Source organism: Micromonospora sp. NPDC047670 (genome assembly GCF_043204915.1).
Lineage (GTDB): Bacteria > Actinomycetota > Actinomycetes > Mycobacteriales > Micromonosporaceae > Micromonospora.
Genome location: NZ_JBIDDA010000006.1, coordinates 69,004 through 91,978, shown reverse-complemented (window position 1 = coordinate 91,978; position 22,975 = coordinate 69,004). Strand labels below are relative to the sequence as shown.

The 22,975-nt window shown below is 75.0% G+C and carries 25 protein-coding genes; 8 read left to right on the top strand and 17 right to left on the bottom strand.

Annotated elements, in window-relative coordinates:
- Window positions 1–36 precede the first annotated feature (36 nt).
- From ACGF7U_RS16565 to ACGF7U_RS16555, 3 genes are all read right to left on the bottom strand, one after another.
- Window positions 37–1,305 carry a cupin domain-containing protein gene (locus ACGF7U_RS16565; RefSeq protein WP_393107349.1) on the bottom strand — a complete coding sequence of 423 codons (1,269 nt, stop codon included), beginning with the start codon at window positions 1,303–1,305 and terminating at the stop codon, window positions 37–39.
- A 9-nt stretch (window positions 1,306–1,314) separates the two neighbouring features.
- The gene (locus tag ACGF7U_RS16560) at window positions 1,315–1,605 is read right to left on the bottom strand and encodes a hypothetical protein (protein WP_393107347.1); all 291 of its coding nucleotides are present in this window, start codon (window positions 1,603–1,605) and stop codon (window positions 1,315–1,317) included.
- 143 nt (window positions 1,606–1,748) lie between these two features.
- Window positions 1,749–3,197 carry an endo-1,4-beta-xylanase gene (locus ACGF7U_RS16555; RefSeq protein WP_393107345.1) on the bottom strand — a complete coding sequence of 483 codons (1,449 nt, stop codon included), beginning with the start codon at window positions 3,195–3,197 and terminating at the stop codon, window positions 1,749–1,751.
- A 187-nt stretch (window positions 3,198–3,384) separates the two neighbouring features.
- On the opposite strand from ACGF7U_RS16555, the gene ACGF7U_RS16550 reads away from it, so the two are divergent.
- Window positions 3,385–4,131 (top strand): PIG-L deacetylase family protein, encoded by a 747-nt coding sequence (locus ACGF7U_RS16550; protein WP_393107343.1) that lies wholly within the window; start codon window positions 3,385–3,387, stop codon window positions 4,129–4,131.
- 11 nt (window positions 4,132–4,142) lie between these two features.
- Complete coding sequence (locus ACGF7U_RS16545; RefSeq protein WP_393107341.1) at window positions 4,143–4,949, top strand: DUF72 domain-containing protein; 807 nt, start codon at window positions 4,143–4,145, stop codon at window positions 4,947–4,949.
- 60 nt (window positions 4,950–5,009) lie between these two features.
- Here the strand turns inward: ACGF7U_RS16545 and ACGF7U_RS16540 are convergent, their stop codons facing one another.
- The 5 genes from ACGF7U_RS16540 to ACGF7U_RS16520 form a co-directional block, all read right to left on the bottom strand.
- The gene (locus ACGF7U_RS16540) at window positions 5,010–5,438 is read right to left on the bottom strand and encodes a DUF2267 domain-containing protein (RefSeq protein ID WP_393107339.1); all 429 of its coding nucleotides are present in this window, start codon (window positions 5,436–5,438) and stop codon (window positions 5,010–5,012) included.
- A 305-nt stretch (window positions 5,439–5,743) separates the two neighbouring features.
- Window positions 5,744–6,616 (bottom strand): DUF72 domain-containing protein, encoded by an 873-nt coding sequence (locus ACGF7U_RS16535; protein WP_393107337.1) that lies wholly within the window; start codon window positions 6,614–6,616, stop codon window positions 5,744–5,746.
- A 44-nt stretch (window positions 6,617–6,660) separates the two neighbouring features.
- Window positions 6,661–7,059 (bottom strand): TraR/DksA family transcriptional regulator, encoded by a 399-nt coding sequence (locus ACGF7U_RS16530; protein WP_393107335.1) that lies wholly within the window; start codon window positions 7,057–7,059, stop codon window positions 6,661–6,663.
- Between the two features lie 161 nt (window positions 7,060–7,220).
- Window positions 7,221–7,859, bottom strand: a complete 639-nt coding sequence (locus ACGF7U_RS16525; RefSeq protein WP_393107333.1) for a uridine kinase — start codon at window positions 7,857–7,859, stop codon at window positions 7,221–7,223.
- 25 nt (window positions 7,860–7,884) lie between these two features.
- Window positions 7,885–8,490 (bottom strand): winged helix-turn-helix domain-containing protein, encoded by a 606-nt coding sequence (locus ACGF7U_RS16520; protein WP_393107331.1) that lies wholly within the window; start codon window positions 8,488–8,490, stop codon window positions 7,885–7,887.
- A 471-nt stretch (window positions 8,491–8,961) separates the two neighbouring features.
- Here ACGF7U_RS16520 and ACGF7U_RS16515 point away from each other — a divergent pair, with 471 nt between their 5' ends.
- Entirely contained in the window at window positions 8,962–9,723 is a 762-nt protein-coding gene (locus ACGF7U_RS16515; protein ID WP_393107329.1) for a hypothetical protein, read from the top strand.
- Window positions 9,724–9,884: 161 nt separating this feature from the next.
- Here the strand turns inward: ACGF7U_RS16515 and ACGF7U_RS16510 are convergent, their stop codons facing one another.
- The 4 genes from ACGF7U_RS16510 to ACGF7U_RS16495 form a co-directional block, all read right to left on the bottom strand.
- Window positions 9,885–10,484 (bottom strand): winged helix-turn-helix domain-containing protein, encoded by a 600-nt coding sequence (locus tag ACGF7U_RS16510; RefSeq protein WP_393107327.1) that lies wholly within the window; start codon window positions 10,482–10,484, stop codon window positions 9,885–9,887.
- Window positions 10,485–10,532: 48 nt separating this feature from the next.
- Window positions 10,533–11,021, bottom strand: coding sequence for a rhodanese-like domain-containing protein (locus ACGF7U_RS16505; RefSeq protein ID WP_393107325.1), 489 nt, complete (start codon window positions 11,019–11,021; stop codon window positions 10,533–10,535).
- Window positions 11,022–11,074: 53 nt separating this feature from the next.
- Window positions 11,075–11,530 carry a cysteine dioxygenase gene (locus ACGF7U_RS16500; protein WP_393107323.1) on the bottom strand — a complete coding sequence of 152 codons (456 nt, stop codon included), beginning with the start codon at window positions 11,528–11,530 and terminating at the stop codon, window positions 11,075–11,077.
- A gap of 110 nt (window positions 11,531–11,640) precedes the next feature.
- On the bottom strand, window positions 11,641–12,018 hold the full coding sequence (locus tag ACGF7U_RS16495) for a signal peptidase I (RefSeq protein ID WP_393107321.1): 378 nt from the start codon (window positions 12,016–12,018) through the stop codon (window positions 11,641–11,643).
- A 63-nt stretch (window positions 12,019–12,081) separates the two neighbouring features.
- Between ACGF7U_RS16495 and ACGF7U_RS16490 the strand changes: the two genes are divergently transcribed.
- Both ACGF7U_RS16490 and ACGF7U_RS16485 read left to right on the top strand, forming a co-directional pair.
- A complete protein-coding gene (locus tag ACGF7U_RS16490; RefSeq protein WP_393107319.1) occupies window positions 12,082–12,483 on the top strand; it encodes an ankyrin repeat domain-containing protein in 402 nt (133 codons plus the stop codon).
- Window positions 12,484–12,527: 44 nt separating this feature from the next.
- Window positions 12,528–13,484, top strand: a complete 957-nt coding sequence (locus tag ACGF7U_RS16485; protein WP_393107317.1) for a DUF3500 domain-containing protein — start codon at window positions 12,528–12,530, stop codon at window positions 13,482–13,484.
- A gap of 130 nt (window positions 13,485–13,614) precedes the next feature.
- Here ACGF7U_RS16485 and ACGF7U_RS16480 read toward each other — a convergent pair whose 3' ends face one another.
- The 5 genes from ACGF7U_RS16480 to ACGF7U_RS16460 all read right to left on the bottom strand — a co-directional run bounded on the left by ACGF7U_RS16480 (window position 13,615) and on the right by ACGF7U_RS16460 (window position 19,737).
- Window positions 13,615–14,118 carry a DUF2231 domain-containing protein gene (locus ACGF7U_RS16480; RefSeq protein ID WP_393107315.1) on the bottom strand — a complete coding sequence of 168 codons (504 nt, stop codon included), beginning with the start codon at window positions 14,116–14,118 and terminating at the stop codon, window positions 13,615–13,617.
- Between the two features lie 132 nt (window positions 14,119–14,250).
- A complete protein-coding gene (locus ACGF7U_RS16475) occupies window positions 14,251–14,991 on the bottom strand; it encodes a GAF and ANTAR domain-containing protein (RefSeq protein WP_393107313.1) in 741 nt (246 codons plus the stop codon).
- A gap of 184 nt (window positions 14,992–15,175) precedes the next feature.
- Window positions 15,176–17,467 carry an accessory Sec system translocase SecA2 gene (secA2, locus tag ACGF7U_RS16470; protein WP_393107311.1) on the bottom strand — a complete coding sequence of 764 codons (2,292 nt, stop codon included), beginning with the start codon at window positions 17,465–17,467 and terminating at the stop codon, window positions 15,176–15,178.
- Window positions 17,468–17,648: 181 nt separating this feature from the next.
- On the bottom strand, window positions 17,649–18,737 hold the full coding sequence (locus tag ACGF7U_RS16465; RefSeq protein WP_393107309.1) for a zinc-binding alcohol dehydrogenase: 1,089 nt from the start codon (window positions 18,735–18,737) through the stop codon (window positions 17,649–17,651).
- A complete protein-coding gene (locus ACGF7U_RS16460; protein ID WP_393107307.1) occupies window positions 18,730–19,737 on the bottom strand; it encodes a Gfo/Idh/MocA family protein in 1,008 nt (335 codons plus the stop codon). Before ACGF7U_RS16460 ends, ACGF7U_RS16465 begins: the two co-directional genes overlap by 8 nt.
- 210 nt (window positions 19,738–19,947) lie before the next feature.
- Here ACGF7U_RS16460 and ACGF7U_RS16455 point away from each other — a divergent pair, with 210 nt between their 5' ends.
- The 3 genes from ACGF7U_RS16455 (at window position 19,948) to ACGF7U_RS16445 (ending at window position 22,862) form a co-directional block, all read left to right on the top strand.
- Window positions 19,948–20,946 carry a glucosyl-3-phosphoglycerate synthase gene (locus tag ACGF7U_RS16455; protein ID WP_393107305.1) on the top strand — a complete coding sequence of 333 codons (999 nt, stop codon included), beginning with the start codon at window positions 19,948–19,950 and terminating at the stop codon, window positions 20,944–20,946.
- A 76-nt stretch (window positions 20,947–21,022) separates the two neighbouring features.
- Window positions 21,023–22,180: a glycosyltransferase gene (locus ACGF7U_RS16450; RefSeq protein WP_393107303.1), complete on the top strand. Its 1,158-nt coding sequence runs from the start codon at window positions 21,023–21,025 to the stop codon at window positions 22,178–22,180.
- A 229-nt stretch (window positions 22,181–22,409) separates the two neighbouring features.
- Window positions 22,410–22,862 (top strand): DUF4383 domain-containing protein, encoded by a 453-nt coding sequence (locus ACGF7U_RS16445; RefSeq protein ID WP_393107980.1) that lies wholly within the window; start codon window positions 22,410–22,412, stop codon window positions 22,860–22,862.
- The last annotated feature ends 113 nt before the right edge of the window (window positions 22,863–22,975 follow it).

The following is a 22,975-nucleotide window of genomic DNA, read 5'->3' as shown; positions in this document are numbered from 1 at the left end:
GCGTCAGGCGGGGCGGCACCGGCGTCGGCGCGGGCGTCAGGCGGGGACGGCCACGGCCTCCCTGAGCAGGCGGCGGGCCAGCGTGATCCGGTCGGCGTCGTCGTCCAGGCCCGGGAGGTCGCCGACCCGGGTGGCCTCGGCGGTGAGCAGGGCGCGCACGGCCGGCGCGCACGACGCGGGCAGGGTGATGGTGCGGTCGAACAGGCGCAGCGCCACCCGGTCCCCCTGCGGGGCGAGCTGCCAGCGCAGGCCCGGGCGCGGGGCGAGCCGGGTGTCGGCGTCCAGCGCGGCCAGCGCGGCGGCCTGGGCCAGGGGGCGGATCGGCGCCGGTCGGGCGGCCGGCCAGGCGCGCTGGCGCAGCCGGGCGGCCACGGTCGCCGGGTCGGCCCGCCGCAGCCAGTCCCGCAGCGCCTCGACCGTCTCGGTCAGCTCCGGCTCGATGGCGTCCGGATCGGCGACGTCGGTGCCGAACGGCAGCGTGGCGCGCAGCCGCTGGTCCTCGGCCGCGAGGGCGAGCAGCTCCTCGACCAGCGCGTACCGGGTCAGCGCCCGGACGCCGACGGTCAGGTGCAGCGAGCTGGACTCCTGCGCCTGCGCGCTGTGCAGCCAGCCGCGGGGCAGGTAGAGGGCGTCGCCGGGGGCGAGCACCACGTCGAGCGCGGGCGGCCCGTCGGCGGTGGCGGAGACCTCGTCGGCCCGGCCGCCCCAGGTCTGCTTCTCCAGCGGGTCCGGCAGCACGGGCGGGTGGATCCGCCAGTGCTTGCGGCCGTCGACCTGCAGGACGAAGACGTCGTGGGTGTCGTAGTGGGTGGCGAACCCCTGGCTGCCGGCGGGGGTGAGGTAGGCGTTGACCTGCAACGGCTGCCCGACCGCCGTGCCGAGGTCGCGGGCGAAGTCGATCAGGGCGGGCCAGGTGCGGTGCAGGCCCTGCAACACCAGGGTGGCCCCGTCGGCGTACAGCTCCAGCACCCGCTCGTCGAGGACCTGGTCGCCGATCTCGGCGCCGGCGCCACCGCCGCCGGTGAAGCGCGCCGCGGGCACGAGCTGGCCGTCCTTGGCGATGCGCAGGAAGGGCGTACGCAGGCCGCGCCGGCTGAGCAGCTCGTCGGCGTCGGCGGGGCTGAGCAGGTCGGTGAACCCGGCGGGATTGGGCAGTTCGTCGGCGCGGGACAGCAGCGGCGTGTGTCCCCAGTGGGCGGCGGCGAACTTCGCCGGCTCGACCGACACGCAGCGCGCCAGCGCGGCCGTGGAAGCGGACGGAACCGCCGGGCGGCCGCGGCCGCCCGGCGGGTCGATGTGGGTCACGGCGATCCGTCAGGCGGCGCTGCCGTCGGCGCCGCCGTCCTGCTGGCCCGGGGTGGCGCCGCCGTCGGCGGGGCCCTCCGCGCCACCGTCGGCGCCGCCGTCCTGCTGGCCGGGGGTCGCGCCGCCGTCGGCCGGGCCCTCCGCGCCCCGGTCGGCGCCCCGGTCCGCGCCGCGCTCGGCACCCCGGTCGGCACCACCGTCGGCGCCGCCGTCCTGCTGGCCGGGGGTCGCGCCGCCGTCGGCCGGGCCCTCGGGGCCGCCACCGCCGGTGGTCTGCATGTCGTCGTCGTTGAGTGCCATCGGTGCTCCCTCGGATGTGCCGCCCCGCCGTGCGCCGGGGTCCGTCGTGCAGCGGGTGGTACCCCACACGCGATCTTCTCTAACCCCACCGTAGACGCCCGCTCCGGCTCACACCGGCGGTTCGCGGTGCCCGGTCGGGCAGGTCAGGCCGTACGGCAGGGTGCGCCGTTGAGCGTGAACGCCGACGGCGACGGGTTGCTGCCGCCGTGGGTGCCCTGGAACCCGAAGCTGACCGTGCCGCCGGCGGCGATGGCCGCGTTCCAGCTCGCGTTGCGGGCCTCGACCCGGTCGCCGTTCTGGGTGACCGTGGCGTTCCAGGCGTTGGTCACCCGCTGGCCGGCGGAGAGGCCGAAGGCGACGGTCCAGCCGGCGACCGGCGTCGTGCCGTCGTTGCGGACGCGCACCTCGGCGGTGAAGCCGTTGTTCCACGAGTTGGGCACGTAGGTGACGGTGCAGCCGCTGCCCGGCGCCGGCGTGCTCGGGGCGGGGGTCGTCGGGACCGGCGTGGTGGGGGGCGGGGTGACGCCCCCGCCGAGCGCCTCGGCCACCGCCTGGTACGCCGGCTTGGGCGCGTAGTTGTCGTCCCAGATCAGCGCGGCGCCCTGGCCGGGGAAGACCGACGGGATCCAGGAGTAGTTGTCGGTGATCCCCCAGGTGGTGACGCCGGCGCACCGGGTGACCGCGAGGCAGGCGTTGACGACCCGCTTGTAGTCGGCGGCCTGGGCCGCCAGGTTGGCCGCGGTGGCGGGGGTCGGCATCCGGATGTCCAGCTCGGTGATGCGCACCTCGACGCCGAGGTCGGCGAAGCGCTGCAGGTTGGCCTGCATGTCGCCGGGCACCTGCCCGACGATCAGGTGCGCCTGGAAGCCGACGCAGTCGATCGGCACCCCGCGGGCCTTGAAGTCGCGGACGAGGTTGAAGATCGCGGTGCTCTTCGCGTTCACCCCGTCGGTGCTGTAGTCGTTGATGCACAGCTTCGCGGCGGGGTCGGCGGCGCGGGCCGCGCGGAACGCCTCCTCGATCCAGCCGTCGCCGATGCGCTGCTGGAAGACGCTGTCGCGCCGGCCGCCGGACCCGCCGTCGGCGAACGCCTCGTTGACCACGTCCCAGGCGACCACCTTGCCCCGGTAGTGGCCGGCCACGCCGGCGATGTGGGCGCGCATCGCCGCCAGCAGGTCCGGCCCGGGCAGGTCGGCGGCCCAGCCCGGCAGCTGGGAGTGCCAGACGAGGGTGTGCCCGTACAGCTTCTTGCCGCCGGCGGCGGCGTAGGCGGCCACGGCGTCGCCCTGGGCGAAGCTGAACTGGCCGCGGGTGGGCTCGGTGGCGTCCCACTTCATCGCGTTCTCGGCGACCACCAGGTTGAACTCGGCGTCGGCGACCTGCCGGTACGGGGCCTCGGCGAGCCGGTTGGGGTCGATGGCGACGCCGATGTCGCGGCCCTTGGCGTCGGCCAGGCTCTTCAGGGTGGTGGCCGCCTCGGCGGCGTCGGGCCGGCTGATGCCGTGGCCGACGGCGAGGACGGCGCCGGCGGCCAGCACGGCGGCCAGCAGCGCCGGTCGGATCCGACCGGCTCGGTGGTGGTGGGTGCGCATGCGGTCCCTGTCCTTCGTCGGGCCGCCCGGAGGGGGCGGCGGTGGGCGACGTCGGTCGATGGGAGCGCTTCCACATGCTGCCATCCCTCCCGTCGCCCGTCAACCGCCCGCGCCACGGCCGACGGGAGCGGGGGCGGCGGAGCGGCGCCGGCGGTGGCAGGATGATCGGGTCGACGAGGAGGTGGCGATGACCGAGGGACCGGGGCCGCTGGAGCCGGTGACCGAGCAGTGGCAGCGCGCCCTGGCGATCGTGGCGCACCCCGACGACCTGGAGTTCGGCGCCGCCGCCGCCATCGCGCGCTGGACGGCGCAGGGCAAGCAGATCGTCTACTGCCTGGTCACCAGCGGCGAGGCGGGCATCGACGGGATGCCGCCGGCGCAGGCACGCCAGGTGCGGGAGCGGGAACAGCGGGAGTCCGCCGCGCTGGTCGGGGTGGACACGGTGGAGTTCCTCGGCCTGCCCGACGGCGTCCTGGAGTACGGCGTGCCGCTGCGCCGGGAACTCGCGGCGGTGGTCCGCCGGCACCGCCCCGAGATCGTCATCACCACCAACTTCCGCGACACCTGGGACGGGGCGTACGCGCTGAACCAGGCCGACCACATCGCCACCGGCCGGGCGGTGCTGGACGCGGTCCGCGACGCCGGCAACCGCTGGATCTTCCCGGAGCAGCTCACCGACGGCGTCGAGCCGTGGAACGGCGTGCGCCAGGTCTGGGCCGCCGCCTCCCCGCTCGCCGCGCACGGGGTGGACGTCACCGACACCTTCGCGCGCGGGGTGGCCTCGCTGAAGGCGCACGAGGCGTACCTGACCGGGCTGGGCGACGGCAGCTTCGACGCCGAGGAGTTCCTCGAAGGGCTGGGCCGGCCCGCCGGCGCCCGGCTCGGCGTCCGCTACGGCGCCGCGTTCGAGGTCTTCCGCTTCGACCTCTGGTAGGGCGGGCCGCGATGATCCTGCTCGGCACCTCGGGCTGGCAGTACCGCGACTGGCGGGGCCGCTTCTACCCCGCCGGGCTGCCGCAGCGCCGCTGGCTGGAGCACTTCGCCGACCGGTTCGCCACGGTCGAGGTGAACAACGCCTTCTACCGCCTGCCGGAGCGGGACACCTTCGCCGCCTGGCGGGCGCGTACGCCGGACGACTTCTGCGTGGCGGTGAAGATGAGCCGCTACCTCACCCACGTCAGGCGGCTGCGCGACCCGGCCGAGCCGGTGGCCCGCTTCCTGGGTCGGGCCACCGCGCTCGGCGACCGGCTCGGCCCCGTGCTGTTGCAACTGCCGCCCAACCTGCCCGCCGACCCGGCGGCGCTGGACGCCACGCTGCGGCTCTTCCCGGCCGACGTGCGGGTCGCCGTGGAGCCGCGCCACCCGTCGTGGTGGACCGACACCACCCGGGCCGTGCTGGAGCGGCGGCGGGCGGCGCTGGTCTGGGCCGACCGGCTCGGCCGGCCCGTCGCACCCCGCTGGCGCACCACCGACTTCGGCTACCTGCGCCTGCACGAGGGGCGGGCCCGCCCGTGGCCCCGGTACGGCCGCACCTCGCTGGCCTCCTGGGTGCGCCGGCTCGCCGACGGCTTCGGCGACGACGAGCCGACGTACGTCTACTTCAACAACGACCCCGGCGGCGCCGCCGTCGTGGACGCCACCGCCTTCGCGGCGCTCGCCCGGCGCGCCGGCCGGTCGGTCAGCCGGGTGCCGGAGGCGGCGGGCGGCGGCGACAGGCCCACCGCTGGCGCGTCGCCGGCCGACCCGGGGTAGTCCGACGAGGTGCGGCCCGCCCCACCGCCGGTGGAACGGGCCGTCGCGCGTGCCGCCGCGTCACGGAATGATGTTCGCCAGGTCCCGGGGCATGGTGGCCTTCACGTCCTCCCACTCGCCCTGGGTCACGTGCCGGCGAAGCGTGTCCAGCACCACCTGCACCACGCGCTCCGGGCCCCCCTCCACGTCGTACGGGAAGCCCTGCCGGACCTCCAGCAGGAAGTCGTCCCGGTTGAGCTTGATCGGCACGTCCGACGGCTTCCAGCCGTCGAAGTAGATCCCCCGCACCAGCACCGGCAACTGCGCGGAAAACTCGACGCTCTCCTGCACCGGCATCCGGTCGCGCAGCAGGTGCAGCACCGTGCGCAACGCGCAGTAGGACTGGTTGCGTTGCTCCTTCGGCCAGCCGTATGCCTGCTCGATGTCCTTGAGGATCAGGTTCGTCTTGTCCAACGAGGACTCGAACGCCGAATGCAACTGCTCAGCCATCTGTCCACCCCCGTACGTCGGTCTCCCACCGTCGGTCGTCGTCACGTCGCGGCGGCCCCACCGGGCCGCGCGGCTGTCGGGTCGGGCCGACCCGACGGGCGCGCGGCACCCACCGGGCGCCGTCGGACGACCCGACGACGTGCAGCACGGCGCCGCGTCGTCGATCCGGTACCACCCGAACCGTCATCTCCAGCCACCTCCGTGGTGTCGGTTCCGCGGTCGCGGTCGACCGCACGCACCGTCCATGCTGCGCGGCGACGGGGTGAGCGGGCCTCACCCGGACGGGATGAGAAACCCGCCGCGGCTCAGCCGGCGTCGAGCAGCCCGGCGAGGGTGGCGGCGTTGGTCTGGGCGTAGTCCCGGTAGCAGTTGTTCATCAGCACGTGGGTCCGCTCCGTCGCGTCGGCCAGCTCGCGCAGCTTCGGCGCCCAGTCGCGCAGCTCCCGGTCGGAGTAGCGGTAGCCGAACTTCTCGTGGATGTCCTTGCTGGTCCACTTGTCGCTGTGCCCGTGGAAGCGGACGACCGCCAGGTCCGCGGTGGCGGCCAGCACCGGGGGCACCGACGAGCGGTGCCCCTGCGGCATGTCCACGCAGACGTACGCCAGCCGGTGCTGGCGCAGGAAGGCGAGGGTCTCGTCGGCGTTGTCACCGTCGAACCAGGAGGCGTGCCGGAACTCGTAGACCGGGCGCAGCGGGGCGCAGCGCTTCGCCACCTCCAGCAGGTACTGCTTGTTGTCCCGCTTGATGGTGAACCAGGGCGGGAACTGGAACAGCAGCGCGCCGAGCTTGCCCGCCTCGACCAGCGGGTCCAGGGCGCTGAGGAACCTCGTCCAGACCTCCTCGTACGCCTGCGGCGACAGGTCGTCGGGGTAGAGGTTCTTCTTCTCCGTCTCCGGCCGCAGGTCCTTGTAGAGCGCGCCGACCCGGGTCGGATGCCCGGTGAGCAGGCTGAACGCCTTGACGTTGAAGGTGAAGCCGGGCGGGGTGCGCTCGGCCCACAGTCGCGCCGTCCGCTCGGCCGGCGGCGAGTAGTAGGTGGCGTCCACCTCGACCAGCGGGAACCGGCGGGCGTAGTATGCCAGCCGCTTCTCGGGCGTGTCGGCGGTCCGCGGGTACCAGCCGGAGTCCAGCAGCGTACGGTCGGTCCAGGAGGCGGTGCCCACCTTGATCTCACCCATGGGTGGAGTCCACCGCGTCCCGGACCGACCGGCAACCGCTCGCGTCAGGCCGCCCGGCGCTCCCGGGTCTGCTTGCACTGCACGCAGGTGGTGGCGGACGGGAAGATCTCCAGCCGCTCGACCGGGATGGCCGCGGAGCAACCCTCGCAGAAGCCGTAGGTGCCCTCCTCCAGCCGGGTGAGGGCGTGCTCGAACTGGGCGCGGCGGTCGAGGATGGTGCGCAGCAGGGACTGCGCGGTGTCCCGCTCCGCCGTCTTGGTGCCGCTGTCGGCCTGGTCGTCGCCGGCGGTGTCGCCGACCTCCACCAGCCGCAACACCTGGCTCTGCAGCACCGTCTGCTCGTACTCCGCGGACAGCTCGTCGTAACGGGCCTGCAGGGAGCGCCGGATCTGGTCGATCTCCGCCTGGGATCGGCCCGTACCGACCTTGTCGTGGACGAGCATCGCTGCCTGCCTTTCTGGGCCTCAAGGTCCGCCGGGGCACCGGTACGTGGGCCCGGGCCGTGGTCGTCTGCGCGCGGGCGGATCACCCGTGCTCTGTGAGCCGGCCGAATACCCCGGCCCGCCGATGATCAAACCGGCGATTTTTCCGGACGTCGCGGCGGTCAGGAGGACACCGCGGACTCCACCAGTGCCGGGTGACGGGGGTCGTCGGCGCGGACCACGACGTCGGCGAAGGAGGCAGGGGCCACCTCGTCGGCGTACCGGGCGAAGGCGGGCAGCGTCCACCGCAGCGCCGGGTCGGTGCGCCGGGCCAGGGCCGCCGGGGAGAGCTCCAGGTGGACCGCGACGTCGAAGGGCAGGCCGCCGCCGAGCAGCAGCGCCCCGCTGACCAGCAGGACGCCGCCGGGCGGCAGGTCGACGTACGCGGCGCGGCTGGCCCGGTCGGCGCGGGCGTCCCAGAGCGAGGGCAGCACCCGCCCGGAGCCGCCCGGCCCGGCCGGGTCGAGCACCTCGCGGCGCAGCCCCGCCTCGTCGACCCAACCCTCGTAGTACGCGTCGGGGTTGGTCCGGCCGTGTTCGAGGCGGACGCTGGCGGGGCGGAGGAAGTCGTCGGCGCGCACGTGCAGCACGGGCCGGCCGAGCGCGCGCAGCGGGTCGACCATGGCGGCGGCCAACGCGTCGGGGCCGGCGGCCGGGGCACCGTCGACGGCCACGCGCAGCCGGCCGGCGGCGTCGGCCCCGGCCAGCCGCTCGGTCAGCTCGGTGACCAGCCGGTCCGGGGAGATGGGACGGATCCGCATCCGACCATCGTGCCCCGCCGGCCGGTCAGCCGCTGCGGTCGATGGTGACGCGGGCGTCGTCGGCGAGCCGGTAGCCGACGCCGTAGACGGTGGTGACCAGCGGGACGTCGACGCCGACCTTGCCGCGCAGGCGGCGGACGTGCACGTCGACGGTGCGCACCCCGGCGTGCTCGTAGCCCCAGACGGCGTTGAGCAGTTGCAGCCGGGTGAACACCCGGCGGGGATGGGCGACCAGGTGCAGCAGCAGGTCGAACTCCAGCCGGGTCAGCGGCAGCGGCTCGCCGTCGCGCAGCACGGAGCGGGACGAGGCGAGGATGTGCAGGGCGGGGATCGTGGGAGCGGCGACCTGGCGCGACGGCGGCCGACCGGCCGGCACCGGGTCGGGGCGGCGTTCGGCGGTGGCCGCGGTGATCGTCCCCTCACCGCGTTCGAGCAGTTCGCGGGCGGCCTCCAGCAGCCGACGGGCGGGTGGGGTCAGCGACTCCTCGCAGGCCAGCGGGATGTTCAGGGTCACCGTGAGCATCGGTGCGGCGGTGTTGACGGGACGGCGCTGGCCGCCGGGGGGCCGACCGGGAACAGCGGGCTGGGACGTATGCCATCCGGCGCGCGACGAGGCGGGGCTGACCGACATGGTCCTCCTTGGCTGGTCCGGGTATCTCCCCACGGCCCGGGACGCCGCTTCATCGATGCTTCCCGGCGCCGGTGCGAGGGTCAAGGGGCGGCTGCGTTGCATGAATGTGACAATTGACGAACGCATCGGAGCCAAACGCTCGCTCTGCGTACGAAGCCTGATGATTACAGCAGAGCCGCCGGGTTGACCCGATACGGGGGGTACCCGTCCGGTTCACATTCGTCGAGGCCGAGGCGGACCCGTCCGGACCAACGTGGCCCACGTCGGCGCCATGGGCGGCCGGGCACGCTCCCACGTGTGCCGCAACCCGCACGACGCCGCAACGGGTCCCGCCCGCCGCCCGCCGTAGCCTCCCGCACCTCGTGTTCGCTCGTGACGGCACAGGTCAGAGGGAGTCGGCGGCCACCGGGGTCGTGGTCTGCCACGCGCCCCAGCTCGGCCCTTCGTCCCGACGCTTGTTACGTTCGGCCCATGATCGACAACGGTGCCGCAGTCGAGTGGGTGCTCGCGCACGGTGACGAGTCCGACGGGCACCGGCTGGCGACGGTGCTGACCGGAGTGTGGCCGGCACCCCTGCACGTGGCGGACGCGTTGTTCGCCGACCAGACTCCCGAGGGCGGGTTCCCGGCCCCCTGGTCAGCCGACGCCCCCTCCGTGGCGGCGACGTGCGACCGGCTCGCCCGGATCATCGAGTGGGACCTGCGGTACAGCTCACGGGCAGACCGTTGCGCCGACTGGCTCGCCGCGCTGGTCCCGCCGGACGGCACGGTGCGCTCCTCCGTGGACACCGGGCACCTGCCGTCGCAGGACCCGCTCTACCTGACCGCCAACGTCGGCTGGGGCCTGGCGGTCGTGGACCGGCCCGAAGCGGCCGGGCGGGCCGCCCGGGCGGTGCGCGACGCCGTCGCAGCCTCAGGTGCCTGGCCGACGTGCCTCACCACCACCTGGCTCGCCGCCGCCCTGCTGTGGGCGGTGGGGCTGCGCGAGGAGGCAGACCAGGGGCTGGACATCCTGGCGCGGCGGCTGCTCGACGCGCCCCCGGCCGACGTCGCCCGCGCCGGGTGCGCTCTGCGGACGGCGTTGCTGCCCTCGGGCCATCCCGTGCTTGCCGCCGTGGTCCGGCGGCTCACCACCACCCAGCGCCCGGACGGCTCGTGGCCGGTCGACGGTCCTCCTGCCGAGCAGGTGGCGGTCGCCATCACCGCGATAGGCGCCGTCGCCGGCCTGGTGTGAACCGCGTCCGCTACCAGACGGCGGCCACAACCGGACCGGCTGCGGGGCCGCGTCGAACCCTCCCATCCCAGCGGCCCGGCAGTCGTGCGGCCCGCCACGTTCCCGGGCACCCGGTTGAGTCGAGCAGGCGCCCGTCGTCGACCTTGGTCGCCAGGTGTCCGTCACCGTCCCCGGTCGACCTCGATCCGGGCCTCGTCGTCCAGCCGGTAGCCGACACCGTGGACGGTGGTGACCAGCGGCGTGCCGGCGCCGAACTTGGCGCGCAGCCGGCGGACGTGCACGTCGACGGTGCGGGCCACCGCGTGCTCGTAGCCCCACACGTTGGCCAGCAACTGGAGGCGGGTGAAGACCCGGCGGGGCCGCTCGGCCAGGAACAGCAGCAGGTCGTACTCGATGCGGGTCAGCGCCACCGCCCGGGCGCCGTGGTGGACGACCCGCGGCCCGGCAAGGATCCGGATCGCGTCGGAACGCCCGGCGTCCGGGGCGGGATCGGGGTCCGTGCCAGCCGCAGCCGGGTCGGGGCCCGCGACGGCCGGGACGGGGCCGGGCGCCGCCGGCGGCGCCTCGGCGGCGGCCGGGCGGACCCGGCCCTCCCCCGACTCGGCGAGCTCGCCGATGAGCTCCAGCAGCCGGGCCAGGCGAGGGCTCAGCGGGCCGGGGGCGACGTCGAGGGTGATGGTGACGGTCGGTACGGAGCGCGGACGCACCGGGCCGGGACGGCCGGCCGGCTGGGACCGGGGGGTGAGGGCGACGACGGACATGGAGCCTCCTGGGGCGGCGGTGCCGCCACGCCCGGTGGGGCGCGACGGTCAGGACGGCACCCGGCCGGCGGTCACCGGGGGCGCGGACGTGGACGGACGCTGTGGCGGGGTGGGGCCGAGGACGGGCAGGCCGGCGAGTCGCCAGGCGACGAAACCGCCGACGACGTCGGTGGCGCGGTGCAGCCCGAGGTCCCGCAGGGCGGCGGCGGCCAGCGAGGAGGTGTAGCCCTCCTGGCAGATGACCACCACGGGCAGGTCGTAGCCGACCGCCTGGGGCAGCCGCGCCGGGCAGCGCGGGTCGAAGCGCCACTCCAGCACGTTGCGTTCGACCGCCAGCGAGCCCGGGACGGTGCCGTGGGCGGCCCGCTGGGCGGCCGGACGGATGTCGACCAGTAGCGCCCCGCCGCGACAGGCGAGGTGCGCCCGCTCGGGATCCAGCCGGTCGAGCCGCGCCCGGGCGGCCGCCAGGATCTCGTCGATGCCCCGGGAGCCCGGCGGCGCCGGGGCCGGACAGGCGTGCGGGTCGGTCTGCGGCATTGTCGTTCCCTCCGGTGGATGGTGACGGTCGGTGGAGCCGGTCGTTGGGGCGCTCACCAGGCGACCCCGGCCTCGGCCACCTCGGCGGCACGGAGCCGGCCGTCGGCGAGCAGGTAGCGGGTCATCCGGCGCAGGGCGGGGCGGTAGACGTGGACGCTCACGGCCGGCTCGTCGCCCCGGTTGGTCACCACGTGCACGTGCCGGGACCCGAAGCGACGGCCGGAGCCGGCGGCCAGGTGGTGCGGGCGCAGCCGGCCGCCGCTGACGGTCTCCTCGGTGAGCACGCCGGCCAGGACGAGGAACGCGCCGCTCGAACCACCGTGGTCGTGCAGGTCGGTGCCCTGGCCGGGCAGCCAGCTCAGCGCCCACACCTCGTGGTCGGCGGTGTGGTGGAGCCGGGCGTACCACCGGGAGACCGGGTCGAAGCGCGGCGGCACCGGCCAGCGGGCCGGTGCGGCGGCCCAGGACCGGGCGACGGCGAGCAGGTCGGGCTGGCGAGGGTCGAACATGGCGGTCCTCTGGGGTGCGGCGGTGGGCGTGACCTCAGCTTAGCCTGCAAAGCCTATGGGTTTAGTAGGTAATTCCGCATGCCGGGACGGACGGGTCCACGGTCGGCCGATCAGCGGCGGACCGGCGGCTCCACCCGGTAGCCCGGGACCGACGGCCAGCGGACGGTCAGCACGACCGACTCGCGCTCGGCGTACCAGGAGTGGTCCACTCCACGCCCCCACACCACGTAGTCGCCGGGCTCGCGCAGCACCACCGTCCGGTCCGGCAGCTCGACCCGGAACCGGCCGCCGAGCAGCACCAGCAGGGCGGTCCGCCGCTCGCCGGTGGCCCACCGGGAGCGCGCCTCCCCGGCCGGGTGCACCCCCCACTTGACCTCGACGTCGGCACTGTGCCGCACGTCGCCCGCCGGCATGAAGTGCCCGAGCAGCCAGCCCGCGTTCGTCGCGCCGTCCACGCCCGCGTTGCCCACGTACACCGTGTCGTCCATCGCCCCTCCCCCAGCGCACCGGCCGAGCAACGTACCAGGCGGCCGGCCGACTAACCTGGACCGGTGAGCGAGGAACTCGACGCCGAGACGCTGGCGTTCGCGCACCGGATGTTCGACCTCGCGCGCGACGGCGCGACCGACGAGCTGGCCGGGTACGTCGACGCGGGCTTGCCGGTCGACCTGACCAACGACAAGGGCGACACACTGCTGATCCTGGCGGCCTACCACGCCCACCCGGAGACCGTCGCCGCGCTGCTGGCCCGGGGCGCCGACCACAGCCGCACCAACGACCGGGGGCAGACCGCCCTGGCCGCCGCGGCCTTCCGCAGCAGCGGCGACGCGGTCCGGGCGCTGCTCGCCGCCGGCGCCGACCCGCACCACGGCAGCCCGTCCGCGGTGGAGACGGCCCACTTCTTCGACCTGCCCGAGATGCTCGCCCTGCTGGCCGGCCCGCCGACCGGCTGACCGGTCGCCCCGCGCGGCGGCGCCCCGCCCGGTATACAGAGGCGGTGGAAGATCCGCTGCCCGAGCAGATGCGCACCGCCGGCACGGCGCTGCTGGCCGCGCTGGACGAGCCCGCCCGCGCCCGCGCCGCCCACCGGTTCGACGACGAGCAGGCCCGGCGCTGGCTGGAGTACCGTCCCCGGCCCCGGCCCGGGGTGTGCCTGGCCGACCTCGACCGCGCCGGGCGCAAGGCCGTGCACCGGCTGCTGGCCACCGCGCTGAGCCCACCGGCGTACGCCCAGGCGATGGCGATCGTGGCGCTCGAGGAGGTGCTGGACCGGGCGGAGGGCTGGCGGCGGGGCCGGCACAGCGGCGACTACTGGGTGGCCGTCTTCGGCGACCCGGCCCGCGACGACGCGTGGGCGTGGCGGCTGGAGGGGCACCACCTCTCGGTGAGCATGACCGTGGTGGCCGACCAGGTCTCCCCCGCGCCGATCTTCTTCGGCGCCAACCCGGCCACCGTCCGGTACGCCGGCCGCCCGGTCTCCAGGCCGCTGGGCGTCGAGGAGGACCTGGCGCGTGCCCTGCTGGATGCCATGGGCCCCGCCGGCCGGGCCGCGGCGATCGTCGCCGACGAGGCGCCCGGGGACATCATCAGCGCGACCCGCCCCCGCGTCGACGCGCCGCTGGAGCCGCTCGGGGTGCCCGCCGACCGCCTCGGCCCCACCGGCCGCGCCCTGCTGGACCAGCTCGTGGCGCTCTACCTGGACCGGCTCCCGCCCGAGCTGGCGATCCGGGAGGCGCGCCGGCTCACCGCCGGGGAGCTGCACTTCGCCTGGGCCGGCCCGACCGCCCCCGGCCAGCGTCACTACTACCGGGTGCAGGGCGACGACCTGCTGATCGAGTACGACAACACCACCGACGACGGCAACCACGCGCACACCGTGCTGCGCCGCCCGGCCAGCGACTTCGGCGCGGACGTCCTCGCCGCCCACCACGCCGAGTCCCACCCCACCCACTGACCCCGCCCCCGCGCCCCTCCCCGCCCCTCTCCATCCCGCGATCTTGCACTTTCGGCCCCCGGATCGGGCGGAATGCGGCCTTCGCCGGGGCACAAACTGCAAGATCGCGGGGCGGGAGGGTGGGGCGGGGTCAGGGGCGGGGGCGAGCCAGGTCGACGGTGGAGCCGGAGACGCCGCCCAGCGCGTCGAAGGTGGTCGCCTCGGCCCTGCGGCCGGCGTCGAACCGCCGCACCAGCCGGGCGCCCAGCCGGACGCCGAGCGCGCCGACGCCGAGGGCCACGATCTCGGTGAGCAGGAGGACGACGCTGGCGCCGCGCTGCGGCGCGTCGGCGCGGACGAGGCAGGCCACCAGAAAGAGCGCGGCCATCGCCACGTTCACCAGGTTGAAGGTGACCGCCGTGCGCCGGGTCCGGCCACCCGGCACGTCCCACAGGTCGATCATGCCGGCCACGGCGGCCAGCGCGGCGGCGAACAGGGCCGCCACCGAGGTCCAGTAGCCCACCTCGCCGAGGAAGGCCGGTCCCCCCAGCACGTCGGTCAGATCGAACACGGTCGCGCTCACGAAGAGCCCGAACGGGAACGTCACCAGCATCGGTTGGATCGGGTGCCCCTGCACCCGCAGCCGGCTCTGCATCGTTCCTCCCCCAGGTCGACTCACCCCACGAATACAGGGTGCTACCCGGGCGCTCCCCCGACGAAACGACACGCGCCCCGAACGGCCCCAAACGTCACGCCGGACGCGGGGCACCGACCGGGCGGCCGCGCCTCAGCTGTCCCGTGGGCGCGACACGGTGCTGAGCAGCCGGCCGGCCACCTCCCGCAGCGGGATGTCCAACGACGACGCCGCACTGCGCAGCACGTCCAGCGCCTCCTCGGCCGGGCAGCCGCGCTGGGTCATGATCACCCCGATCGCCTGCCCGACCACCCCGTCGCCGAGCAGCGAGGAGTCCAGCTCCCCGGCGCGGGCCGCCTGACGGGCCCGGTCGCGAACCGCCGCGAGGAGCAGCCCGGCGTGCTCGGCGAGCAGCATCGCGGTGAGCTGGTGGCCGGGGGTGAGCAGGTCGGCGGCCCCGGCGTAGAGATTGATCGCCCCGATCACCTGCTCGTCGACGTCGACCGGGGCGGAGATCACCCCGTGCACGCCCAGCTCCCGCGCCCGCGGCGTCCAGGCCGGCCAGCGCGACTCACGGCCCAGGTGGTCGGAGAGGATCATCTCACGCCGCCGGATGGCGTCCATGGCCGGCGAGTCCGGGCCGTGCCGCAGGTCGTCCAGCCCCGCCAGCCGCGCGTCGGACGCGGCCACGCCGGCCGGCTCCCCCGCCCGCAGCGCGGTGAAGCCGCACCAGCTCACGCCGTCCACCGCGTCCCGGGCGATGCGCACCAGCGCCGCAAGCGCCTCGTCGAAGTCGTCGACAGCGATCAACCCCGCCGTCAGCTCCCGCAGGAGCGCCGCCGTCTCCAGGACGCCGATCCGCTCCACCGCCGGGTCCCGCATCTCCAGGTTCACCGGTCCACAGCCCTCACCGATCCCGCGCGTGCCCCCGCACGCCCGGCCGGCGCCGTCACCCGTTGCATCTCTGATCTTCTCCCGACTCTTCGGACCCGCCCTACTACCCTCGCAAACCGGGGTCGAAACGGCGCAAAAGGGGGCCCCTTCCGGCACCGGGAGGCGCGGAAGGGGCCCGGACGCGTCAGCGGGATCCGGCGCTGAGCCGTCGACCCACGGAAGCGATCAACCGGTCCAGCTCGGAGCCGAACGGATTGTCGTGCACCAGGTACGTCCAGGTGGCGCTGGGCCGGACCAGCTTCGCCTCGTCCGGCTCCCAGTCCTCGCCGAACTCCGTCTCCTCGAAGGTCGCGATGGTCCGCTTCTCGATCTCCGGGATCAGGTTGTTGAACGCCGGCACCGCCGCCCGGTGGAACTCGTCCAGCGGGTCGAGCCGGCCGAGCGCGCGCAGGTGCACGCCCTCGCGCACCTCGGACAGCTCGGCGAGGTGCTCCGCCCAGAGCCGGTCGAGGTGGTAGAGGGCGATCGACCGGGCGACCCGGGCGAGCAGGTCCTCGTCCATCTCCTCGGCCTTCTCCGGCATCTTGTCCAGCAGCATCAGCGCCGCCACGTCGGTGGTCAGCAGCCGCTCGCGGCGCTCGGCGAGGGCCTTGCGCTGCTGCTCGATGACCACGCTGTAGCGCCAGGTGTTGCGGTGGATCTCGTGGTTGACGCCCTCGGCGACCCGCTGGGCGTGCTCGACGGCGTAGTCGACCTGCTCGTCGGTGACCAGGCCGTCGGCGTTCATCCGGGGCGACGGCGGGACGGCGTCGCCGGCGTGGCGGACGACCAGGTCGTCCTCCAGGCTGACGAAGAAGACCGAGCCACCCGGGTCGCCCTGCCGACCGGCGCGGCCACGCAACTGGTCGTCGACCCGCCGGCTGTCGTGCCGGCCGCTGCCGATCACGTAGAGGCCGCCCAGCTCGGCCACCCGCTCCCGGTCGGCCTGGTCGCTGCCGCCGAGCCGGATGTCGACGCCACGGCCGGCCATCTGGGTGGAGACGGTCACCGCGCCGTACGCGCCGGCCTCGGCGATGATCGCCGCCTCCTCGTCGTCGTTCTTCGCGTTGAGCACCACGCAGGGCACCCCGGCGGCGTTCAGACCGGCGGCCAGCCCCTCGGACTCCTTGACGTCGAGGGTGCCGACCAGCACGGGCCGCCCGCGCTCGTGGTTGCGCTTGATCTCGTCGACCAGCGCCTCGTCCTTCTCCGCCCGGGTGGCGTAGATCCGGTCCGGCTCGTCCTCGCGGACGCACGGGGTGTTCGGCGGGATCACCGCCACCTCGAGGCCGAAGAACTCGCGGAGCTGGTCGCCGACCAGCACCGCGGTCGCCGTCATGCCGCACACCGTCGGGTAGAGCCCGATGTACGCCTGCACGGCGATGGTGCCGAGCACCTCGCCCTCGGCGGTCGCGTCCAGACCCTCCTTGGCCTCGACCGCCGCCTGGAGCCCGTCCGGCCAGCGGCGGCGCTGGGCCACCCGGCCGCGCATCTCGTCGATCAGCTCGACGGTGCCGTCCCGGACGATGTAGTCGACGTCGCGGTGCAGCAGGGCGTGCGCGTGCAGTGCCACGTTCACCGCCGAGAGCTGCGCGACGTGCTCCTCGTCGTACAGGTCGATGCCGAGCTTGGCCTCGACGGCGGCGAGGCCGGCGGCGGTGAAGGCGACGCTGCGGCCGTCCTCGGCCACCGTGTAGTGCTTGCCCTTGCGCAGGCCGCGCACCAGGGTCGCGGCCGCGTGCACCGGGTCCTGCTCGCCGGCGACCGCGCCGGCGAGGACCATCGGCACCCGGGCCTCGTCGATGAGGATCGAGTCGGCCTCGTCGACGATCGCCGTGCGCAGCGGCGGCTGCACCCGGTCGGCGATGTCGGTCACGAGCTGGTCGCGCAGGTAGTCGAAGCCGGCCTCGCTGACCGAGACGTAGGTGACGTCGCAGGCGTACGCGTCGCGCCGCTCCTCGGGGGTGGACGCCTCGTTGACCCAGCCGACCGTCAGGCCGAGCAGGGTGTAGACCGGCTCCATCCACCGGGCGTCGCGGCGGGCCAGGTAGTCGTTGACGGTGAGCACGTGCACCGGCCCGTTGCCCAGCCGGACGTGCCCGTACGCGGCGATGGTGGCGGTGAGCGTCTTGCCCTCACCGGTGGCCATCTCGGCGACCTTGCCGGAGAGCAGCGCCATGGCGCCGAGCAGCTGCACGTCGTACGGGCGCTGGTCGAGGCCCCGGCGGGCGGCCTCCCGGCCGATCGCGCAGATCTCCTCGTAGCCCGTGGCCTTGCCGGCGGCCTCGGTCAGCTCGGCGTCGTCGAGCGCCGACAGCTTCTCCTCGCGCGCCTCGATGGCCGGCAGCAGCTTCTCCAGCGGCCCCAGGTCGACCGTCGTCCCCGGGCGCTGGAGGAACCGGCGGAACCTGCTCTTCAAGCGTTGCGACACACCCATGAGCGGCAACGGTACGCGACCGGGCCGGGTGACGGCGGCCCGCCCGGCGCGCCGCCACGCGGGGTGTCGTCACGGGCCGGCCGGGGCCGCCGGGCGCTCGGCGCGCGGGAGGCCGGCGGGCGGGGCCGGGGCCGCCGTACCCGTCACCGGGAGCTGGCGGCGGCCCCGGCCGGACGCGGGGTCAGACGGTCAGCACCACCTGGAGCTCCTGCCGGCGCCGCTCGGCGAGGTCGGTCAGCAGCGTCGGGGCCTCCTCGAACGGCACCACCGCCGACACGAGGTGCTTGCGGACCACGTCCCCGTACGCCCGCAGCAGGTCGATCGTCTCGGCGGAGAGGCGCTCGCGGTCCCAGGTGGGGGCGAGCCCGCGCGGCACCCGGCCGATCTGCGCGCAGCGCAGCGACAGGCCGTTGTGGTGGAACTCCTCGCCGAACCGGACCGCGTCCGCGCCGGCCTGGTAGAAGGCCAGGTCGACGACGGTGCCCTGGGGCCGCAGCAGGCGCAGCGCGAGTTGCAGCGCCCAGGCCTGCCCCCGGCACTGGAACACCACGTCGGCGCCCCGGTCGCCGGGGCCGTGCGCCCAGCGGGTCTTGAGCACCACCGCCGGGTCGTCGGCCTCCGGGTCGAGGGTTTCCAGGCCGAGCGCCTCGGCGACGGCCCGCCGTTGCGGGGTCGGGTCGAGCACCACCACCGAGGCGGCGCCGTGCCGCCTGGCGAACAGCGCGGTGAGCAGGGCCACCACCCCGCTGCCGACGAGCGCGACGCGGCGGCCCCGGACCCCGTCGCCGAGGGACCGCACGTCGGCGCCGTGCAGGTCGGCGGCGGCGTGCAGCACCCCGTTGGCGCAGATCGGCCCCATGTGCGCGACGTAGACGCCGAGCAGCGGGTCGATGTCGTCGGGCAGCGGCACGAACCGCTCGGCGACCGGGTCGGCTACCCAGCCGGTGCGGTGGCCGTACGTCATCGCGCCGACGGCGCCCACCGCGACGGCCGGGGTACGGCTCTCCACCACCCGGCCGACCTGCATGTAGCCCAGCCGGGTGACCGGGTACGGGGTGCTGGCCGCGCCCGGCTGGAACAGGCCGAGGTCGGCGTTCCAGGTGACGTTGAGGTAGGGGTTGGTGCCCTTGACGTAGCTCAGCTCGGTGCCCGCGGAGACGCCGCTGAACAGCGTCTCGACCCGGAACGCGCCGTCGGTCAGCTCGGCGGCGTCCTGCTCGACCAGCTCCACCCGGCCCGGGCCGCTGACCACCACGACCTTGTCACGCATCGACGGTCACCCCCGTGGTGAGCGGCGCCGCGGCCGGGACGTCCAGGCGTACGGTGCGGCCGCTGCGGGCGGAGTCGGCGACCGCCAGGGCGAGCCGCTGGGTGCCGAGCGCCTCGGCGTACGGGACGCGGACGTCGTCGCCGATGCCGCGGACCGCGTCGACGAAGGCCCGGTCGACGGCGACCCGGGCGGCGTCGGGGTCGGCGTCGTAGCGGCGTTCGCCGTCGGCGTCGCGGACCACCAGGCCGTCCTCGGTCAGCGACAGCGCCAGCCCGTCGGCGAGGATCTCCAGCCCGGCGCGGTGTTTCCAGCCGAGCACGCAGGCGGCGGTCAGCGTGCCGACCGCGCCGCCGGCGAACCGCAGCGCCGCCGTGGTCACCGAGTCGATGTCGGCGCCGTCGACGGGCGGCGGGGTGCCGTTGCCGTAGGCGGTGACCTCGGTCGCCTCCCCGACCAGGCACCGGACCAGGTCCAGCACGTGGGCGGCCTGCTCGACCACCGGGCCGCCGGAACGGTCCTGCCGGGACCACCAGGCGACCGGGGGCACCTTGTCCCACCACGCGCCGCTGACCATCCGCACCGGACGGTCGGCGAGCAGTTCCCGCGCCCGCCGCACCACCGGCAGGTACCGCCAGTGGTGCCCGACGCCGGTGAGCAGCCCTCGCCGGGCGACCAGGTCGGCGATGTGCTCGGCCGTGGCCAGGTCGACCGCGACGGGCTTCTCCACGAACATCGGCACCCCGGCCGCGACCACCGCCTCCTCCGCCGGCCCGTGCGCGAACGGCGGCACGCAGACGTACACCGCGTCCGGCCCGGCGGCCAGCAGTTCCTCGACGTCGCCGAAGGTCCGCGCGCCGTGCGCGCCGGCCAGCTCCGCCGCCGCCTCCGGCACCACGTCGGTCACCCCCAGCAGCTCCACGTCCGCGAAGCCGCCCAGCACCCGGGCGTGGCGTTGCGCCACCCCGCCGGCCCCTACCAGTCCCACCCGGCACGTGCGCATGTAAAAGCCCTTCCGCCACGGTTTCACGTTCCGGCGACTGCACTCCCCCCGCGCGGGCGCGACGAAACGTTCACCGGTGCGGAACCCGGCCGCGCCGTCTTCGTGATCAAGCTGTTAGGCATGGTGCGGTTAGCGCGAGTGCGGTAGTGGGAAAACCAGGGAGGGTTTTTCCGCCACGATCAGGGGGTGCCTGTGCGGAACACGGAAACGATGGTTTCACCGGTGGTGGAGGCGTGGGCCACCTACCGGACCACGTCCGCCGCCGACTGGCCGGCGCGGCGCCTGGTGCGCGCCAAGGGGGACAGCAGGGTCAGCGTGGTCCTGCCGGCCCGTAACGAGGAGGCGACGGTCGGCGCGATCGTGTCGACGATCCGGGAGCACCTGATGGACCGGGTGGCCCTGGTGGACGAGCTGATCGTGGTGGACTCCCGATCCACCGACCGCACCGCGCAGGTGGCCCGTGCCGCCGGCGCCGAGGTGGTCAGCCAGGACGCGATGACCCGGGGGCTGCCCCGGCTGACCGGCAAGGGCGACGCGCTCTGGGCCGGGCTGGCGGCGGCCGAGGGCGACGTGGTCGCGTTCGTCGACGCCGACCTTCGGGAGTTCCGCCCGCACTTCGTGACCGGGCTGCTCGGCCCGCTGCTGACCGACCCGTCGGTCGACTTCGTCAAGGGCTTCTACCACCGCCCGCTGGTCGGGACGAACAGTGTGGAGGCCGACGGCGGCGGCCGGGTGACGGAGCTGATGGCCCGGCCGATGCTCAACCTGTTCTGGCCGGAGCTGGCCGGCTTCGTGCAGCCGCTCGCCGGTGAGTACGCCGGCCGCCGCGACGTGCTGGAGCGGGTGCCGTTCGTCTCCGGCTACGGCGTGGAGACGGCGATGCTGATCGACCTGCTCGACCTGGTCGGGCTGGACGCACTGGCCCAGGTGGACCTGGGCGAGCGCAAGCACCGCCACCAGGACACCGCCGCGCTGGGCCGGATGTCGGCCCAGATCATGCTCACCGCGTGGTCGCGGTTGCAGCGGCGCGGCTGGGCGGCGCCGGGCGCGATGCCCGCCGCCCTGCTGACCCAGTTCCGCCGCGGCGGCTCCGACGCGCTGCCGAACCTGGACCGGGAGATCGTCGTGAGCGACGTCTCCGTCGAGGAGCGGCCGCCCCTGGCCGAGCTGCGGCACCGGATCCCCCGCCGACGGGTGGCCGCGGCGTGAGCGCCCGGCCGCTTCCGAGCGCAGGTGACCGGTCGCGGACGGCCGAGGGCCCCGCCGAGGGAAGGAATCCCGCCCGATGAGTCTCACCGTCCTGATGAACGCCGGTCCGTGGCTGTCCGTGCCGCCGCCCGGCTACGGCGGCATCGAGAACGTGATCGCGACGCTGGTGCCGGAGCTGCGCCGCCTCGGCGTGCGGGTGGTGCTCGCGTCGGTCGACAGCAGCACCCTCCCGGTCGACGAGAAGATCTCCGTCTTCCCCGACGGGCAGTTCCACGCCCTGCAACGGCCGTACAACCAGGTCTGCGGCATCTCCCAGGCGCACCTCAACGGCGTGGTGCGGGCGCTGCACTCCCGCGACGACATCGACGTGGTGCACGACCACGTGGAGGCGGTCGGCCTGGCGACCCTCGCCGCCATGGGACCGGACGCCCCGCCGGCGCTGCACACGCTGCACTGGGACCTGGCCAAGCACCCGGCGCTCTACGGCAACCTGGACGGCGGCGACCGGGTCCGGGTCAACGGGGTCTCGGCCTCGCAGCTGGCCCGGGCCCCCCGGGCGCTGCGGGAGCACTCCGTGGGGCACGTGCACCTGGCCACCCCGCTCGCCGTCGACGCCGACCGGCGGCCCCGGGCGGAGAAGGGCGACTACCTGATCATCCTGGGCCGGATCAACCCCGGCAAGGGGCAGGACCTGGGGGCCCGGCTCGCGCACCGGGTGGGGGTGCCGCTGGTGCTCGCCGGGCCCGTCGGGCCGTACCACCGGCCGGAGGACCTGGCCGCGGCCGGCGACGAGGCGCGACAGAACCCGGACGTCCGGTTCTTCTACGACGAGGTGGCGCCGCACGTCGACGGCGACCTGGTCCGCTGGGTGGGCACCGTGGCCGGGCAGGAGCGCGACGACCTGCTGGCGGGCGCCCGCGCCTCGCTGTTCCCGCTGCGCTGGGAGGAGCCGGGCGGCACGGCGGTGGTCGAGTCGCTGGCACTGGGCACGCCCGTGGTGGCGACGGCGCGCGGCTGCCTGCCCGAGCTGATCGAGCACGGCCGCACCGGCCTGCTCACCACCGACGAGGAGGAACTGGCAGATCTGCTGCTGGCCGCCAGCCTCCTCGACGCGGACGAGTGCCGGCGGGAGGCCGCCGCGCGCTTCACCCCCGCCGTCATGGCGCAGCGGTACGTCCAGCTGTACGAGCGGGTCCGTCAGCTCGCCGCCGCCCCACGGCTGCAACCGGTCTGACCCTCCGCGACCGCACCGGTCGACCCGCGCTCCGTGACCGGGGCCGGTCCGCCAGCCAACGGCGGGCCGGCCCCGGCGTGCTGCGCGCCCCGGGCGCGGGACCGGCCCGACGACACTGACAAAACCGGCGCAAGGAGATCGGCCCGCGGCGGTTTGGCGGGACGGCGAGCGGGAAGGCGCGGACCGCTCAGCGTTCCCGCACAGTGAGGAGACCGCGGTGACCGGTCCCATGGCGCGCTCCCGCGCCCGGCACAACCCGGCCGACGGCAAGGCACCCGTGCGGCGGGCGGCCACCGTCGTGGCGGTGGTCTTCCTCCTGGTCGGTGTGCTCGGCTTCGTGCCGGGCATCACCAGCGACTTCGGCGACCTGCGGTTCGCCGGGCACGAGTCCGACGCCAAGCTGCTCGGCCTCTTCCAGGTCTCGGTGCTGCACAACCTCGTCCACCTGCTCTTCGGGGTGGCGGGGCTGGCGCTGGCCAGGACGATCTCCGGCGCCCGGACGTTCCTGATCGGCGGTGGCGCGATCTACCTGGTCCTCTGGCTCTACGGCCTGGTGGTCGACCACGACAGCGGAGCCAACTTTGTCCCGGTCAACAACGCCGACAACTGGCTGCACCTGTTCCTCGGCGTCGGCATGATCGCGCTCGGGGTGCTGACCACGCGGGGACAGCCCCGGCGGTGACGCCGGCGACGGCGGAGCGACCGTGACCACCGTCGCGGCGCTCGGTCGTCGCCGTTTGACCCCCCGCGCGCCCGGGTAGTTCGCAGATTCCCGACGACGCGAAACGAGGGCGC

Bases quoted from the DNA above. Each gene is read 5' to 3' on its own strand.
- ACGF7U_RS16525 (WP_393107333.1), bottom strand. From the start codon at position 7,859: ATGCGGATCCGTCCCATCTCCCCGGACCGGCTGGTCACCGAGCTGACC.
- ACGF7U_RS16480 (WP_393107315.1), bottom strand. From the start codon at position 14,118: ATGCAGAGCCGGCTGCGGGTGCAGGGGCACCCGATCCAACCGATGCTG.
- ACGF7U_RS16555 (WP_393107345.1), bottom strand. From the start codon at position 3,197: ATGCGCACCCACCACCACCGAGCCGGTCGGATCCGACCGGCGCTGCTG.
- ACGF7U_RS16560 (WP_393107347.1), bottom strand. From the start codon at position 1,605: ATGGCACTCAACGACGACGACATGCAGACCACCGGCGGTGGCGGCCCC.
- ACGF7U_RS16535 (WP_393107337.1), bottom strand. From the start codon at position 6,616: ATGGGTGAGATCAAGGTGGGCACCGCCTCCTGGACCGACCGTACGCTG.
- ACGF7U_RS16515 (WP_393107329.1), top strand. From the start codon at position 8,962: ATGATCGACAACGGTGCCGCAGTCGAGTGGGTGCTCGCGCACGGTGAC.
- ACGF7U_RS16450 (WP_393107303.1), top strand. From the start codon at position 21,023: ATGAGTCTCACCGTCCTGATGAACGCCGGTCCGTGGCTGTCCGTGCCG.
- ACGF7U_RS16520 (WP_393107331.1), bottom strand. From the start codon at position 8,490: ATGTCGGTCAGCCCCGCCTCGTCGCGCGCCGGATGGCATACGTCCCAG.
- ACGF7U_RS16495 (WP_393107321.1), bottom strand. From the start codon at position 12,018: ATGGACGACACGGTGTACGTGGGCAACGCGGGCGTGGACGGCGCGACG.
- ACGF7U_RS16460 (WP_393107307.1), bottom strand. From the start codon at position 19,737: ATGCGCACGTGCCGGGTGGGACTGGTAGGGGCCGGCGGGGTGGCGCAA.
- ACGF7U_RS16530 (WP_393107335.1), bottom strand. From the start codon at position 7,059: ATGCTCGTCCACGACAAGGTCGGTACGGGCCGATCCCAGGCGGAGATC.
- secA2 (WP_393107311.1), bottom strand. From the start codon at position 17,467: ATGGGTGTGTCGCAACGCTTGAAGAGCAGGTTCCGCCGGTTCCTCCAG.
- ACGF7U_RS16500 (WP_393107323.1), bottom strand. From the start codon at position 11,530: ATGTTCGACCCTCGCCAGCCCGACCTGCTCGCCGTCGCCCGGTCCTGG.
- ACGF7U_RS16505 (WP_393107325.1), bottom strand. From the start codon at position 11,021: ATGCCGCAGACCGACCCGCACGCCTGTCCGGCCCCGGCGCCGCCGGGC.
- ACGF7U_RS16465 (WP_393107309.1), bottom strand. From the start codon at position 18,737: ATGCGTGACAAGGTCGTGGTGGTCAGCGGCCCGGGCCGGGTGGAGCTG.
- ACGF7U_RS16545 (WP_393107341.1), top strand. From the start codon at position 4,143: ATGATCCTGCTCGGCACCTCGGGCTGGCAGTACCGCGACTGGCGGGGC.
- ACGF7U_RS16455 (WP_393107305.1), top strand. From the start codon at position 19,948: ATGGTTTCACCGGTGGTGGAGGCGTGGGCCACCTACCGGACCACGTCC.
- ACGF7U_RS16540 (WP_393107339.1), bottom strand. From the start codon at position 5,438: ATGGCTGAGCAGTTGCATTCGGCGTTCGAGTCCTCGTTGGACAAGACG.
- ACGF7U_RS16550 (WP_393107343.1), top strand. From the start codon at position 3,385: ATGACCGAGGGACCGGGGCCGCTGGAGCCGGTGACCGAGCAGTGGCAG.
- ACGF7U_RS16510 (WP_393107327.1), bottom strand. From the start codon at position 10,484: ATGTCCGTCGTCGCCCTCACCCCCCGGTCCCAGCCGGCCGGCCGTCCC.
- ACGF7U_RS16445 (WP_393107980.1), top strand. From the start codon at position 22,410: ATGGCGCGCTCCCGCGCCCGGCACAACCCGGCCGACGGCAAGGCACCC.